This is a genomic window from Kitasatospora sp. NPDC056138, from assembly GCF_042264695.1.
Lineage (GTDB): Bacteria > Actinomycetota > Actinomycetes > Streptomycetales > Streptomycetaceae > Kitasatospora.
The window spans coordinates 45,453-59,287 of the sequence record NZ_JBHJVK010000041.1 but is presented as its reverse complement, the minus strand read 5'-3'; the positions used below and the strand labels follow the sequence as shown (position 1 = coordinate 59,287).

General features: G+C 70.9%; 14 protein-coding genes and 1 pseudogene. 4 read left to right on the top strand and 11 right to left on the bottom strand.

The genetic code is table 11. The features are described 5' to 3' along the window. Positions 1 to 11: 11 nt before the first annotated feature. Both ACFC1R_RS23795 and ACFC1R_RS23790 read left to right on the top strand, forming a co-directional pair. Positions 12 to 503, top strand: coding sequence for an MgtC/SapB family protein (locus ACFC1R_RS23795; protein WP_375941714.1), 492 nt, complete (start codon positions 12 to 14; stop codon positions 501 to 503). Between the two features lie 92 nt (positions 504 to 595). Then, a complete protein-coding gene (locus ACFC1R_RS23790) occupies positions 596 to 994 on the top strand; it encodes a VOC family protein (protein ID WP_375941712.1) in 399 nt (132 codons plus the stop codon). Between the two features lie 615 nt (positions 995 to 1,609). Here the strand turns inward: ACFC1R_RS23790 and ACFC1R_RS23785 are convergent. Further along, on the bottom strand, positions 1,610 to 2,563 hold the full coding sequence (locus tag ACFC1R_RS23785; protein WP_375941711.1) for a LysR family transcriptional regulator: 954 nt from the start codon (positions 2,561 to 2,563) through the stop codon (positions 1,610 to 1,612). 103 nt (positions 2,564 to 2,666) lie between these two features. On the opposite strand from ACFC1R_RS23785, the gene ACFC1R_RS23780 reads away from it, so the two are divergent. Then, complete coding sequence (locus ACFC1R_RS23780; protein WP_375941756.1) at positions 2,667 to 3,560, top strand: NAD(P)H-binding protein; 894 nt, start codon at positions 2,667 to 2,669, stop codon at positions 3,558 to 3,560. Between the two features lie 73 nt (positions 3,561 to 3,633). Here ACFC1R_RS23780 and ACFC1R_RS23775 read toward each other — a convergent pair whose 3' ends face one another. After that, positions 3,634 to 4,350, bottom strand: coding sequence for an SDR family oxidoreductase (locus ACFC1R_RS23775; protein ID WP_375941710.1), 717 nt, complete (start codon positions 4,348 to 4,350; stop codon positions 3,634 to 3,636). A 71-nt stretch (positions 4,351 to 4,421) separates the two neighbouring features. Between ACFC1R_RS23775 and ACFC1R_RS23770 the strand changes: the two are divergent. Then, a pseudogene (locus ACFC1R_RS23770) lies at positions 4,422 to 5,222 on the top strand (helix-turn-helix transcriptional regulator); the annotation flags it as partial. Positions 5,223 to 5,301: 79 nt separating this feature from the next. Here ACFC1R_RS23770 and ACFC1R_RS23765 read toward each other — a convergent pair. From ACFC1R_RS23765 to ACFC1R_RS23725, 9 genes are all read right to left on the bottom strand, one after another. Continuing rightward, on the bottom strand, positions 5,302 to 5,430 hold the full coding sequence (locus tag ACFC1R_RS23765) for a helix-turn-helix domain-containing protein (protein ID WP_375941754.1): 129 nt from the start codon (positions 5,428 to 5,430) through the stop codon (positions 5,302 to 5,304). 278 nt (positions 5,431 to 5,708) lie between these two features. Then, positions 5,709 to 6,413, bottom strand: a complete 705-nt coding sequence (locus ACFC1R_RS23760; protein WP_375941708.1) for a sensor domain-containing protein — start codon at positions 6,411 to 6,413, stop codon at positions 5,709 to 5,711. Between the two features lie 297 nt (positions 6,414 to 6,710). Beyond that, the gene (locus ACFC1R_RS23755) at positions 6,711 to 6,938 is read right to left on the bottom strand and encodes a hypothetical protein (RefSeq protein WP_375941706.1); all 228 of its coding nucleotides are present in this window, start codon (positions 6,936 to 6,938) and stop codon (positions 6,711 to 6,713) included. 32 nt (positions 6,939 to 6,970) lie between these two features. After that, entirely contained in the window at positions 6,971 to 8,917 is a 1,947-nt protein-coding gene (locus tag ACFC1R_RS23750) for a hypothetical protein (RefSeq protein WP_375941704.1), read from the bottom strand. Beyond that, complete coding sequence (locus ACFC1R_RS23745; RefSeq protein ID WP_375941702.1) at positions 8,914 to 9,807, bottom strand: protein phosphatase 2C domain-containing protein; 894 nt, start codon at positions 9,805 to 9,807, stop codon at positions 8,914 to 8,916. The genes ACFC1R_RS23750 and ACFC1R_RS23745 overlap by 4 nt, the downstream gene beginning before the upstream one ends. Before the next feature lie 68 nt (positions 9,808 to 9,875). Then, positions 9,876 to 10,559 carry a hypothetical protein gene (locus tag ACFC1R_RS23740; RefSeq protein WP_375941700.1) on the bottom strand — a complete coding sequence of 228 codons (684 nt, stop codon included), beginning with the start codon at positions 10,557 to 10,559 and terminating at the stop codon, positions 9,876 to 9,878. A gap of 60 nt (positions 10,560 to 10,619) precedes the next feature. Next, positions 10,620 to 12,785, bottom strand: coding sequence for a hypothetical protein (locus ACFC1R_RS23735; protein WP_375941699.1), 2,166 nt, complete (start codon positions 12,783 to 12,785; stop codon positions 10,620 to 10,622). A 44-nt stretch (positions 12,786 to 12,829) separates the two neighbouring features. Beyond that, on the bottom strand, positions 12,830 to 13,129 hold the full coding sequence (locus tag ACFC1R_RS23730) for a hypothetical protein (protein WP_375941697.1): 300 nt from the start codon (positions 13,127 to 13,129) through the stop codon (positions 12,830 to 12,832). 10 nt (positions 13,130 to 13,139) lie between these two features. Continuing rightward, the gene (locus ACFC1R_RS23725) at positions 13,140 to 13,730 is read right to left on the bottom strand and encodes a hypothetical protein (RefSeq protein WP_375941695.1); all 591 of its coding nucleotides are present in this window, start codon (positions 13,728 to 13,730) and stop codon (positions 13,140 to 13,142) included. Positions 13,731 to 13,835: the final 105 nt, after the last annotated feature.

Below are 13,835 nucleotides of genomic sequence, written 5' to 3'. Positions count from 1 at the left end.
ACGGAACGCCAGTGGCTCGCCCGGACGGCCGGGCTGCGCACCGACGCCCTGGTCGCCGCCGGGCCACCCTGTTCGTCCTCTGCAGCGAGGCCGTCAGCGACACCGGCAGCCCGACGAGGGTCGCCTCCTACGTCGTCTCCGGCGTCGGCTTCCTCAGCGGTGGCGTCATCCTGCGCGCCGGCGCCAGCGTGCGCGGCCTCAACACCGCCGCCATCCTGTGGTGTTCGGCAGCCGTCGGCGTCCTCGCCGCTTCCGGCAAGCTCGAACTCGCCGCCCTCGGCAGCCTCACCGTACTCGCCGTCCACCTGGTCCTGCGCCCCGCCGCACGCCTGCTCGACCACGCCCCCGCCGCCGACACCGACCCGGACTCCACCACCCACGGTCACAACGCCTCCTGGATCGCCGACCACCTCGTCCTGCGGTTCCCGATCGCCCACACGCTCGTCAAGGCGGCCCAGCAGCACGCGCGCCAGCGCCCCCGTACCCCGGGTGACGGGCCCTGAGGCAGGCCCGCCCACGTCAGATCTCCACCCGTCGGCATGACGCCACTCTCGTCACGCTGCCCGCTCACCCACCCCAAGGGGGAAGACACTCCATGATCACTGCTCTTGACCACGTCCAGCTGCCGGCACCGAGTGGCAGCGAGGAGGCCCTGCGAGGCTTCTACGTCGAGGTGCTCGGGATGGCCGAGCTCCCCAAGCCGCCGTCGCTCGCCGACCGCGGGGGCTGCTGGTTCGCGGCCGACGGTGGCCGCATCCGCCTCTACCTCGGCATCGAACACGGCTTCCGGCCGGCCACGAAGGTCCATCCCGGGCTGCTCGTGACCGCGATCGACGAACTCGCAGCCCGGCTGGCCGAGCACGGTGCAGCTGTGGCCTGGGACCACAGCCTTCCGCCGCACCGCCGCTTCTACAGCCAGGACCCGGCCGGCAACCTCCTGGAGTTCATCGAAGCGATCGGCGATCGGACACCCACGCCGCAATCCGGCTCTTAGTCAACCACCCCACTGGACAGTCCAGTCGGGTCAATCGGCCGCAACCTGGTCGCTCATCGGGACCGGCCTGTCTGCCCATGACCCCCGCCCACCCCGTATCCCGCATCCCGCGGCCCGTCCGGCCGCTCCTCGGCATGCCCGGACACAAGCGTGCTGCCGGCACAGCTGCACGGACACCTCGGAGGAGAAGCGCGTCGGCCCTCCACTCCACCCGCCTGGCCCCGGGTCAGAGGACCGCCCCAGGCGAGCCGACGGCAGCGCAGGCCGCCGCCGGTGCTGCCGTCGTGGACAGCGCGCACGTCGGCGACATCGTCGGCGCGCTCGGCACGATCGGCCAGGACGACCCCGGCCAACGCAGGTCGACGTGGGAACGGATCAGGGCCCTGCTGGTCATCATGGGCCCCGGCCTGATCGTGATGGTCGGCGATACAGTAATCAGTCACTTCCTCAAAAAGCGCCCCTGCGGAAGCTGTTGTCGCACCGGCCGTGGTGTTCGGTGGTTCGATCCCGAGGTCCTGACCGGGCGGTCTTCTGCCGTGCAGGACCTGTCGGTGTCAGCGCCTCGCTCGGATCTTGTTGCCGCCTGGTCGTGGCTGTCCCGGTGCCTCGGTCAGATCATGTGGTTGGGCTCCCGGGTGTGCGGAGGGTTCGGCGGATGGCGCTGCGGAGCCAGTGGTGGGCTCGGTCGGCTGCATGGCGGGGGTGCCAGGCCATGCCGACGGTCACGGGCGGCAGCGCCAGGGGGATGTCCAGGAGGTGCAGCCCGAGGGCGACGGCGTCGCCGGTGAGAGGTGAGGGGGCGGCGCCGGGGAGTGCGGCGGGTACGAGGCAGACGATGTCGCTGCGAGCGGCGAGGGTCATGGCTGCCAGGTGGCTGGGCAGGACGATGCTGACCCGCCGATGGAGGTTCTGCTCGGCCAGGGCGGTGTCGAGGGGGCCGGTGAACCGGCCGCGGCGGCTGACCGCGACGTGCTGGGCGGCGGCGAGCCGGGCCGGGGTCAGGGGTCCTTCGGTCAGCGGATGGCCGGGCCGGACGGCCGCCACCATGCGGAGGCTGACCAGTTCCTCGACCTGGGTTTCGGGGTCCACATGGTCGATGGACCCCACCTCCAGGTCGATCCGGCCGTCGCGCAGGGCAGGGCCGGCCTCCAATTCCTCGGCCCGGAGCCGGAACGAGACCCCCGGCGCTTCCTGCTGGGCCAGTTGCAGCAGTCCGGGAGCCAGCGCCGCGCCGACCAGGTCGGCGGTCTGGAGGGTGAAGGTGCTGCGCAGGCTGGCGGGGTCAACATCGACATCGGGGCTGAGTAGTGCTCCGAGGCGCTGCACCACGGCGGCGGCCTCCTCGCGCAGGGCCTGGGCGCGCGGGGTGGGGACCATGGTCTGGCCGGCCCGGACCAGCAGCGGATCCTGCAGGGTGCGTCGCAGGCGGGCGAGCGTGCGGCTCATGGCGGCGGGCGAGGTGTGCAGGCGGGCGGCGGCCCGGGTGACGCTGTGCTCGGCCAGCAGGGCGTCCAACGCGATGGCGAGATTGGCGTCGAGAGCCGAGTCCGGGCTTTTCACCAGCATCATTCCATTTCAGTCAATGATTCCGTGCTGAAGTTCCCATTGTGGCAGCACTGGGATTCTCCGCAGGATGAGGAGCGTACCGACCGGCACGACCTGCGAGGTTTTCATGATCGTCATTACTGCTCCCACCGGGAACATCGGCCGTCACCTGCTCTCCCGGCTCCTGGAGTCCGCCCCTGCGGCGGGCGAGGAGCTGCGCGTGATCGTGCGCGACCCCGCCCGGCTTCCGGACGCGGCTCGCGGACGTGTCGAGGTGATCACCGGCTCACACGGGGACGCCGAGGTCCTCGACCGGGCCTTCGAGAGTGCGGACGCCGTCTTCTGGCTCGTCCCCCCGGACGCCTCCCTGACCCCGCAGGACGCCTACATCGGCTTCACCCGCCCCGCCGTGAAGGCGCTCGCAGCCCACGGCGTCGGCCATGTCGTCGGCGTCTCCGCGCTCGGCCGCGGCACCCCGCTCGCCGACCGCGCCGGCCTGGTCACCACCTCCCTCGCCATGGACGACCTCATCGTCGGCACCGGCGTCGCCTACCGGGCCCTGGCCAACCCGTCCTTCTTCGAGAACCTCCTGGAGGAGTCCGACTCGATCCGCGACAAGGGCGTCTTCACCGACACCGTCGACGCCGACCGCAAGGCCCCCCTCGTCGCTGTCGCCGACATCGCGGCCGTCGCCGCCGACCTGTTGCTGGACCGCTCATGGAGCGGCACCGACAGCATTCCGGTCCTCGGCCCGCATGACCTGTCCCCCAACGACCTGGCCCGCATCATGACCGAACAGCTCGGCCGCCCCGTCCGCTACGAACGCCAGCCGCTCGACGAACTGCACACCACCCTCGTCGGCTACGGCCTCAACGAGGCATTCGTCCAAGGCATCGTCGACATGAAGCGAGCCAAGGACCAGGGCCTGGACGCCGGCGTCGCCCGCACCCCGAACACCGCCTCCCCCACCGGCTTTGAGCAGTGGTGCGCCCAAACCCTCAAGCCCGCCGTCCTCTCCTGAAGCCCACCACCCGTCGTCGGAACACGTGGTGGCCCAGCGCACCAAGACCACCTGCCTCCGGCTCTCAGCGTGCTCACCAGGGCGCGGGCGTTCCGTCCCAGGAGAAGAAGCCGCCGCTGGGGCCGTCGTCCGGCAGCAGGGCCAGGCGGAGAGCTCCCCGGCCGGCCTCGGCCGGGTCGCCGCCAGCAGCAGCGGCCCGGGGGTTGAGGTCGGTGGCCCGCAGGCCGGGGGCGAGCGCGTTGACCTTGAAGCCCTCCTCGGCCAGCGTCTGGGCGTAGAGGACAGTGAGGGCGTTGACGGCGGCCTTGGACGACCGGTAGGCGGCGGCGCCACCGCTTCCGGGGGTGAACTGGGGGTTGGGGTTGGTGCTCCAGGTCAGCGATGCGGTGCCGCTGGAGATGTTGACGATGCGGGGGTGCGGGGACCGGCGCAAGGCGGGCAGGAAGGCATTGGTCACCGCCACCACCCCGAACACGTTGGTCTCGTACGTGCCTCGGAACTCCTCGACATCGGTTGCGGTCGGCGGGGCGAGTGACGGTGAGATCCCGGCATTGTTGACCAGCACGTCCAGGCGGTCCACCTGAGCCGCAGCCTTCGCGATGCCGTCAGGATCTCTCACGTCGAGGACCAGCAGGCGGGCGCCGGCGCCGATCTCTTCGACGGCCCGCTGTCCGCGGCCGGGATCGCGGGCGCCCACGTACACGGTGAAGCCCTCGGCTGCGAGCAGCCGGGCGATGTGCTTGCCGATGCCCTTGTTGGCACCGGTGACCAGAGCTGTGCGATCGTTCATGGCAACTACGATTCCCCGGCCATGGACTCCCTGCCAGGGACAGCCTGTACCAGGCAGCGGGAGGAGGTGGCATGGCGCGGCAGGAGCTGGCCCGCTTCCTGCGGGACCGCCGGACGCGCCTGAGTCCGCACGAGGTCGGCCTCCCGGCGACGGGCACCGCTCGCCGTACACCGGGCCTGCGCCGCGAGGAAGTGGCGGAGCTCGCCCATATGTCGGTCGACTACTACACGCGGCTGGAGCAGGCCCGAGGACCGCGGCCATCGGCCCGGATCCTGGACGCGCTGGCCCAGGTGCTGCGTCTCACGCCGGCCGAACGCAGCCACCTGTTCCGCCTGGCGGGATCGAGCACGCCGCCCGGCCTCAGCGCCGTGCGGCGAGTACGCCCGCACGTGGCTCGGATGCTGGAGCGGCTGCCCGGAACCGGTGCCATCGTCACTGATGCGGCGTACGGCGTCGTCGCCTGGAACCCCCTGGCCCAGGCACTGTGCGGGGGCGACCTCGGAGGCGGAACGACGAACCTGGCCCGGCGCCGCTTCCTGGGCCAGGGACAGATGCATGAGAGCTCCAGCACCGAGGAGTTCGGGCACATCGTGGTGGCGCGGCTGCGCCGGGCAGCCGACCGCTACCCGCGCGACCCGCAGCTGACCGCCCTGCTGGCCGAACTGCACGCCAGCAGCGAGGAGTTCCGGCAGATTTGGGAGACGCGTCCGGTCCACGCTCCCGGGCACCGCAGCAAGACGCTCGACCACCCGGAGTTCGGCACGCTGCGGTTGAACTGCGACGTCCTGCTCGTGCCCGAGGATGACCAGGAAATCGTCCTGATCACAGCCGACCCCGGATCACCCGCCGCGCGGACCCTGCACGGACTGGCCCAGGCAGGCGGCCTGAAGCAGCGGAAGGCTGGGCCGGACCGCTCCGGGTCCGTGCTGCTGGCACCAAACGCGGGGCAGCTCAACCTGCCGACCGCAAGGCTCCCGAGCCGCCCTGGTGCGAAGCGCGGCGCCAGCGCTCCACCGACCGCTCGCTGATCCGCAGATCGCGGGCTACCGCCGTGGTCTCCTCACCACCGGCGAGCCGCATCCCGGCTTCCAGCCGCACCGACGATGTCCACGACGCCGGTCAGACACTGCCTGCGCCGGCCGCGCCGTACGCGGCGCGCCAGGTGGCGGGGGCAGGTCGGCCTGTCGTCGGAAGAACGTGCTCCGTGTCCACGCCGCTCGTCGCTCCGCCAGGCCCGACGCCCGCCGTGCCAGGGGCTGTCAGGATTCCGGCTCCGTCGCGAATTCGGGATGCTGTCGGTGTTCTTCCCTTGTGAGGGTGAGATTGTCTTCGATCAGCAGCCGCCGACCGTCTCATGGTCACCCGTTCACCTTCGCCGCGAACTGGTCGGCGATCTTCGTGGCGGCCGGCTTGCCGTCGCCGGCCTCGCAGAGCCCTACCTGGATGACGGCTTTGCCTTTCAGACGCGCCTGGCCGTAGCACGCCCAGCCATCGCCGGTGTCCTGCGTCGCCGTCCAACCGAGCGTGTCCTGGGTCGCGGGGTCGGCCTTGTAAGCCCATGCGGAGGTGCCCCGGTCCGGGTCGGTCCGCACGGCAAACGGGCATGCCTTGAGGCCGTCGCTCAGGGTGCGGAACACCGAGTCCGCCTTGTCACCGTCGGAATACACGCCGATGACCTGGGTCACCGTGACCTCGCCCACGCCCGCAGGATTTTGGTAGGTCGTCGACAGGAACGCGCTCCACCCGTGACCGTAGACCGACTGGGTCGCGGGTCCGGCAGCCACGGCGCAGCTCGACGGATCGACGATGAGCTCGGCCGGCGGCTTGCTCACGCTGGGGCCGGAGACCAGCGCCGTCCCGACCAGTTTGCTCACCTGGTCCGGGGTGAGGACGTCCGCCTGGACGGTGCCCGCGACCGCGTGGTGGGGAATGGCCGCCGGCTGGTCGAGCCGAGTCAACCAGCCGACGGCGGCCAGCGTGAGAGCCGCGACCAGGGCGACCGGCAACACCAGACGGCGCAGGCCGTAACCGGAATGCTTCGGCTGCCGTGGCGGCGCGGGCAAGGTGGTCCACGGCGACGGCCTCGTCGGCGGTGGCGCCGGGTGCCGCAGGGGCGCCTTGCGGGGTGGTGATCCCGTCGAGGCGCCGGACCCGTCGGCGTCGACGGTGCGTGGCCCGTTCGGCGTGCCTGAGACGGGAGCGGTCGGCCGGGAGGGAGGTGCCTGCCCGGGAAGAGGGGAGGGCGGACCCATCGGCGGGGGTACCGCCCGGGGGGTCTGCCGCCAGGTGGGCAGCGGTGACGAGCCGGGGCCGTCGTGCGAGTCGTGCTTCATGGGTTCCTTCTTCACACTGGGGTGCCGCTAGCGATGGCAGGGAGCCGCGAGGATCAGCAGCACGACCGCGACCACCAGCAGCTGGAGGCAGCCGAGGCCTCCGTCCGGACTCTTGCGGTTGACTTCGACGTGGCCGCCGGGGGGAATTCCGGGGTGCTGCTTGGCGTAGTGCTCGATCTGCCGCTGCTCGCCCTGGGATTCGCTGAGCCAGGGCGTTTTGAAGCTGCACTCGCCGCACCAGTAGCGGTAGGCCATGGTGACTCCTCGTAAATCGTCGCGGAGGGCGGTTACTTCCACCGCCAGCACACGGTGTAGCCGAAGGACGGGTAGTCACCGGACCGCCAGTAGGTCGAGCCGTCGTGTCCGCAGAACGCGGGATCGTCGGGTGTGCCGGTCCGTCCGGTGACGTAGATGTTCGAGGACGCGCAGCTGCCGACGTTGGTGAAGGTCGACCCCGACTTGGACAGGCACTCGTTGACGGTGGCGTAGCCGGCGTCGTCCGGGTAGTTCATGGACAGGCAGAGCAGGACGTCGAGGCTGGAGTTGCCGCCGACCGAGAAGTGGCGCCAGTAGTCGTAGTGCGGCCAGTTGTTGCACTTCGAGCTGTCGGATGTCCCTCGGTAGGTGGCGAGGACCTTGAAGTTGCCGGTCTGGCACGCCTGTTTCTGCCAGGCGGAGACACTCGGGGGCGCGAAGACGCAGTCACCTTGGCGCGCGTGGTAGGCGGTACCGCCGGGGCTCTGGTAACTGAGGCACAGCACGAGGTTGTTCAGGCTCGACGAGACGCTCTCGTCGTCGTCGGTGACGTTGTGGCAGCTGTTCAGGTCGGTGGTGCTGGAGTTGATCTGCACCACCTTGAACGCCCCTGGTGTGCAGCTGGTGGCGGACAGGTCGGCGTGGCCGTTCGTGCCGTGGTCGTAGAAGCAGTCACCGACCTGGGCGGTGGCGATGGGATCGGTCGGCTTCGGCGGTGGGGGCGGCGGTGGCGGGGTCGGGGTGGGTGTCGGGAGTGGTGGCGGGGTCGGGGCGGGCGTCGGGGGCGGAGTCGGGGGTGGGGGTGGGGGTGGGAATGGGGCGGGGGTGTACCAGGTCACCCCATGGTGGCCGGTGGTTGTTGCGGGGGGTTCCGTGTGCGAGGGGTGCTGGTTGGCGGCGATCAGCAGGACGACGACCAGCGCGGCGGCGAGTACGCCGAGCACACCGCCGGCCTTGAACGCGGGCGGCTTCGGCCGCGTCGGGGTGCGCCCGGGCCCGCCGGTGCCGGGGTGGACGCCGGGTGGACCCCCGGGAGTCTTCGTGTGCTTGCGGGTGGGTCCGGTCGGGGCGGATGCCGCGGCCGCGGTGAGCAGTTCGGCCCACATCTCGGGGGTCGGGCGCCGAGCCGGGTCGGGGTCGAGGGAGGCGCGGGCCAGGTCGCCGAGCGCCGGGCTCGTGCGGGCGAGCGCGGCGGGGTCGGTCGCCGTCTGGTCCCGGGCGAAGAGCCGCACGGCCAGCAGGCCGAGCTTGTAGACGTCGCTCGCCGCGGTCGCCCGTTCCTCGCCGGCCGGCACCTGCCAGTCGGGAGTCTCGGCCTGCGGCAGTACGGTCGCGCCCCGCAGCCGCATCGCGTCGCAGTCGATGAGGAAGCACGCGGGCTGCGGGAAGGTGTCGAACAGCAGGTTGTTCGGCGAGATGTCGCCGACCGTGACGCCGAGCCGGTGGAGCCGGGCCAGGGTCGTGGCCAGCTCCGCCAGCAGGAGCAGCCGGTCCTGGTCGCTGACGGTCAGCCCGATCCCGGCGATGTAGGCGTCGTCGTTGAGCAGGTACTGCATCTTGGTGAGGTGCCGTGTTCCGGCGTTCGTGCCGGTGAGTGTCTGGAACGTGAAGTGGAATCGGTCGGGAACGGCGCGCATCAGGAATCCGCATGCCTGGCCCTGCCGTTGGACCACGGCGGCGGGCCACGCGGTCGCCTCGCACAACCAGCGTCCCTCGGCGGCGCTCAGCCCGTTCAGCAGCGCCACACCGGCTTCGAGGGCGGCGGCGTCGAGCTGGGGAAGCACGGAGGCGTTGTACTCCTTGTAGACGACCTCCCAGCCGCCGTTGCCCGCGCCCTCGTTGATCCGCTTGTTGAGCACCTGGTGGACGGCACCCTGACCGCCCTGGCCGAGCCGGCGTCCCAGGGCCAGCGCGCCGAGTTCGACGGCAGGCGGAGGGACGCCACGAGCGCCGTCGGCGGGTGCACCGTCGGTGCTCATCGTGGGTCACTGTCCCCTCTGGGCCAGACCGCCAGCAGGGTGCGGTCGTCGTCGAAGGTCTCCCGGGAGAAGTCCAGGACGTGCCCGAGCCACAGCGGTGGCGGCACGGTGGCGAGGTGTCGCGCGAACAGCGTGCCGACCTGTCCGTCGCCGTCGCCGAGCGGGTCCGCGAAGCCGTCAGTGCCGACGAGTAGGACCAAGGGCGCGGCCAGCCGGACACGGGTCTGTTCGATATGCGCAGGGACCTGAGGCAGCGGCGACACCTCGTTCGTCACCAGCCAACTGCCGCCCCCGGTCTTCGAGTCGAACAGCGGGTGGTAGCGGCCGTTGGAACGGTCCAGGAGCCAGGCTCCGGAGTCCCCGATCCGGAAGAGCTCGACGACGGGACCGCCCTCTGCTCGGCGGACCACGCCGGCGATCAGGGTGGTCGCGTAGTGGGCGGCCACCTCGGCGGGCCAGGTCTCCGCTCGTCCGAGTCGCCACTGCGCGAGCTCCCGCAAACGTTCCGCGGCGTGCGTCGCGACATCGGTGAAGTCCAGCGGGTCCGGCGCCGGCGAGAGCAGGTGCAGGATCCGCTCCAGGGCGGCCCGGCACGCCTCGACGGCGCCCAGTTCCGGGTTGGCGGCACTGGAGACGCCGTCGGCGACGGCGAAGACGATGCTGCCGGTGGGCTCGTGGACGGCCGCCCGGGCCGCGTCCTGGCGCGGCTGGCGGTAGTACCGGTGCTTCGCGCCGCGCACCGAGGCGAACCGCAGGGTGAACGCGTCGGTCGACCAGCCGTCGCACTCGCTGTCCGGGAAGTCGAAGGCGTACTGGCCGGGCGGCCGTGACTCGAACTCGGCTCCCGGTGTGCCGGCCGTGATCCGCTGCCACGGCGCCGGCCCGGGCACGGCCGGCGCCACGGGTGGTGGCAGGGGTGGGCCCGGGAGCCGATCCGCGCTCTCCGGGTGGGCGGCAGTCATTGGCCGACCTCGTCGATCGCCATGACGAACTGGTCCGGCCGGTTGACCACCAGTTGCGGGGCGGCCGAGTTCAGTGCGTGCCCCGAGGCCACCAGGCTCGCGGTGAGCGCGTGGAAGAACTCCGAGATCGCCTTCCCGACGTCCGTCCCGGGCTTGGCGACGAACGCGAACTCCGGGCGGGTCGCCACGTCGACCATGGTCTGCGCCTGGGCGTCGCCGATTCCGCAGGCGATGACGTTCGGGGCGGTCGGGGTGCGGTTCTTGTCGATCAGGGCGGCGTGCGGCTTGTGCCAGGCATGGCCGTCGGTGGGCTGGCCGTCGCTGAGGAAGAAGACCACCGGTCGGTGCACCTTGTACCCGTCGCCGCGCAGCCGCTGCACGTCGGCGGGGATCCGGGCCGCCAGGTCGTCGAAGGCGGCCCGGTAGCTGGTCATTCCGCGGATGATCAGCTGCGGCACAGCGGTCTCCGTGCGCATGTCGGCCAGCGCGAGCCGGACCTGCACGTCGCCGGAGAACCCCAGTACGGCCAGCCGCAGTTTCGCGGCGATCATCGGCTCGGCGCGCAGCCCCTCGCACAGCGAGGTCACTCCGCCGCTCAGTTCCTGCTGATACGGCCCCATCGAGGCCGACTCGTCGGCCACCACGTAGGCCGGCAGCAATACGCCCTTCGCCTCTGTCATCGGGATCGCTCCTCGACTCTCTTTCACAGCTGGTTGATTCGGGTAGACCGGAGGTGGGTCCTAGGGCCGAGGACGGACGTGTCGCCGCAGTGCGAGCCGCAGCGCCACCAGTGCCGCGATGCCCACGGCGATCGCGATCCACGGTGCGGCGGGCCGACCGATGAGCCAACCACCGTCGGGGGAACGCCCGTTCGCCAGGTCTTCGGCACCCAGGGTGTCCCCGCCGAGCCAGACCTGCCCAGCCTGTCCGCCCAGGGCAGGTGTGCTGAGCGAGGCCCGGACCTGGTCGGTGAGGCCGGCCCACTGGGTACGGAACTGGGCGGAAGCGGTGGGGACGAAGGAGACGCCGGTGAAGTCGACGCCACCGAAGATGTAGGTCCTGGTGACGGTCTCGTGGCCCTCGACGGTCTGGTGGGTGACGTTGAACTCGCCCTTGGTGTAGGAGTCCACGTACTGCTGGAAGGTGTCCGTGGGCCTCCAACCCGAGTGACTCGTCCACGGGCCGATGTCACCCCGGTCGATGAGGTTGCCGTAGCTGGTCCGCTGCTTCTCGCTGAGCTGCCGGTACCACTCGGCGGCGACCCGGCTGAGGTAGACGCGGCGCAACTCCGCATATTCCGGGGCGGTGTTCACGGCCTGCTCGATCCGCGGGAGGATCATGCTGCGGAAGACCGCCTCGTTGTGGGTCCGGACGTCGGCAGGCTGCTGCGGGCAGCTCGCGGCGGCCTGCGAGCCGTGCAGTTGCAGGTACTGGGACTCCATCTCGACGTGCAGCGGGGCGTTCAGGATGTAGAGCTGGTCGTCCTGGTCGTAGACGGAGGCCGGCGCAGGAACGATCCAGGTGCGGAAGGACATGCAGTCCCCGGACAGCTGCTTCCAGTAGTCGGCGCCGAGCGTCGTGTCCGGGTGGATGAGCTGCGCGATGGTCTTCTTCATCCGTAGATCGGCCTGGAGCAGGATGCGCCCGACGTCGGTGCGCCCGAGCGCGGAGTCGACGATGCGGTCGGGCTCGTTGGGGTTGAGGTTCACCCAGAACTTGTCGGGCGTCAGCTCCAGCCACACGAAGAACGCGTCGGAGGACTGCCGTGAGACAGCCAGGCCGGTGGCGGTGCTGCCGTCGAGGGGCTTGGTGGGGGTGTCGGCGCGGAAGGCGTAGCGCAGGCCGCCGGTACCAGGGTCGGCGAGGTAGTGCAGCTCCAGGGTGGAGAAGTCGATCCCGCCCGGGGCGGTGCCGGGTTGCGACAGCACGGAGGCCAACCCGCCGCTCCTGTCGCCGTTCGGCCGGCCGCCGCACGGCTGCTCCTGGACTGCGGCGACCAGGGCGAACGGCCCGCTCCTCCGCTGGCCGGCCGATGCCTGGGAGCCCTTCCCCGGTGGGCAGGGCGGGCTGAACTCGGTGTTGGCTGCGGCCTCCTGCTGGTCGAGCCGGGACTGGCTCGCGCGAGCGGCGGAGATGTCCTTACTGAGCAGCAGCCGGGTGTTCTGGTTCGTCAACTTCTCCAGCTCGTCGAAGCGCTTCTGGACGGCTTCGCGCTGTTCCTTCGTGCCGGCGCTCGCCAGTTCGGCGTCGCGCTGGTGGATCTGCGACCGGGTGAGCCCGTAGGGCCTGGAGTAGAAGGCCCGGACGGAGTCCGGCACCTGCGGATCACAGGCCTCGCAGAAGGCTCGCTCGGAGTACTCGGTCAGCATCGTCAGGGCGACGCCGGGGTACGTCTCGCGCAGCAGTGCCAGTTGTTGGTTGATGAAGACCTCGGAGTGCAGTCCTTTGTCCCGGTAGGTCGATGCGCTGAAGCTCATCGCGCTGATCACGAGCAGTTCCGACGCCCGGTTGTTCGGGTCACCGGTGAGCTGGGCGTGCGCGCCGTCAGGCAGGTAGTCGCGCATCATGAAGGTCGGCACGGTGGTGTAGCCGACCTTGGGACCGTTGTCGGCCTGGCTGGGCTTCCTGGCCACCAGGTCGTCGAGTTGCTTCTGGGACAGGCCCCGCGGATCGATCAGTGCGACCGCGACGTTCGAGTTCTCACTGAAGCTGCTTCCCAGGCGGTCCCGGAAGCGGAACGCCAGGACGCTCAGGCCGTCGTCGAAGTACGGGAGTACCTCCCCCCGGTAGTCGTTCGCGGCGTCCGCCGGCTGCGCCGAGGCCGCCCGCGGTACCAGGCCGAGCCCCACGAGCATCAGCAGGATCAGCAGGACTCGCGCCGCTGTCGAGCTCTTGGCCGTGCTCATCCCCACTCCCCGTTCGCCTTCGGTACGGTTGCCGACCTGCCGGGTCAGCTGCGGCTCTTGTTCAGGAGCTGCCGGCCCGTGACGATCCGGTAGACGCCGTACAGGACCGGACCCCAGGCGACGAAGTACACGCCGCCGCCCTGGGCCTGCGAATACGTCACGACGGTGACGAGCAGGCCGCCGACGAGCCAGGCCACGCCGAAACCGATTGCGCGCCTGCCCTTGGTCTCCCAGATCGCCCGCTGCTGCGGGGAGACGACGTTGTACGGCGCGGGACCGCTCGCGTACGGCGGCTGGGGGGCCGCCGGATCGGTCGGCGAGGCGGCGGTGTCGTGCTCGGACATGGGAACTCCTTCAGATGATCGGACGATTGTGCCGGCGGACGGCGGCGACGACCTGGTCGACGAACGCGTCGCGGCCGTCCACCAGGACCAGCGGGATGAGGAACGCGGCGCCGTCGCGGGGCTCCAGCCGGTAGCCGACGACCCGGCCCACGGTGCTCTGGTCGCCGCGCTGGTGGACGCTCCGCAGTTGGGCGACGTCCGGCCACTTGACGGCACGCGGGCCGGACCTGCTCAGGTGCACGATTCCGTCGGCGTACAGGTACTGCGCCCGGGCGCCGGCGACGAGGCCCCGGACGCCGTAGCCGATGCCGCCGACGGTCATGAACAGGAAGGCGATGGTCAGCGCGTGCAGGATCGAGTGGGCGAAGGAGAACATCGAGGTCTTGACGGTCTCGGAGCCCAGCGCGAGCACCAGCGCCAGGGATACGGCTGCGGTTCCCCATCCCACCGCCACCGCGCGCTTCGGCGAGATCCCGCGCCGAACGTCGAGCAGCTCGCCGAGCCCGTTGGCCGCTGCCAGCCGGCCGACCTCCTCGGGAACCTCTGCCGACGAGGTCCCCGCGCCTGTGGACCGAGCCCCGCCATGTCCGATATCCGTCATTCGGATCCGCCTCCTCCGCTCTCACTCGCCTGTGATCGACCCAGGTCGGTCGTGTTGGTGACGAGGCGCCGACCTCCTGCCGATCTGTCGCGGTCCAGGCGGCCA

Coding starts and splice junctions, on each gene's coding strand:
- ACFC1R_RS23790 (WP_375941712.1), top strand. CDS start 596: ATGATCACTGCTCTTGACCACGTCCAGCTGCCGGCACCGAGTGGCAGC.
- ACFC1R_RS23785 (WP_375941711.1), bottom strand. CDS start 2,563: ATGATGCTGGTGAAAAGCCCGGACTCGGCTCTCGACGCCAATCTCGCC.
- ACFC1R_RS23780 (WP_375941756.1), top strand. CDS start 2,667: ATGATCGTCATTACTGCTCCCACCGGGAACATCGGCCGTCACCTGCTC.
- ACFC1R_RS23775 (WP_375941710.1), bottom strand. CDS start 4,350: ATGAACGATCGCACAGCTCTGGTCACCGGTGCCAACAAGGGCATCGGC.
- ACFC1R_RS23765 (WP_375941754.1), bottom strand. CDS start 5,430: ATGCGGCTCGCCGGTGGTGAGGAGACCACGGCGGTAGCCCGCGATCTG.
- ACFC1R_RS23755 (WP_375941706.1), bottom strand. CDS start 6,938: ATGGCCTACCGCTACTGGTGCGGCGAGTGCAGCTTCAAAACGCCCTGG.
- ACFC1R_RS23750 (WP_375941704.1), bottom strand. CDS start 8,917: ATGAGCACCGACGGTGCACCCGCCGACGGCGCTCGTGGCGTCCCTCCG.
- ACFC1R_RS23740 (WP_375941700.1), bottom strand. CDS start 10,559: ATGACAGAGGCGAAGGGCGTATTGCTGCCGGCCTACGTGGTGGCCGAC.
- ACFC1R_RS23735 (WP_375941699.1), bottom strand. CDS start 12,785: ATGAGCACGGCCAAGAGCTCGACAGCGGCGCGAGTCCTGCTGATCCTG.
- ACFC1R_RS23730 (WP_375941697.1), bottom strand. CDS start 13,129: ATGTCCGAGCACGACACCGCCGCCTCGCCGACCGATCCGGCGGCCCCC.
- ACFC1R_RS23725 (WP_375941695.1), bottom strand. CDS start 13,730: ATGACGGATATCGGACATGGCGGGGCTCGGTCCACAGGCGCGGGGACC.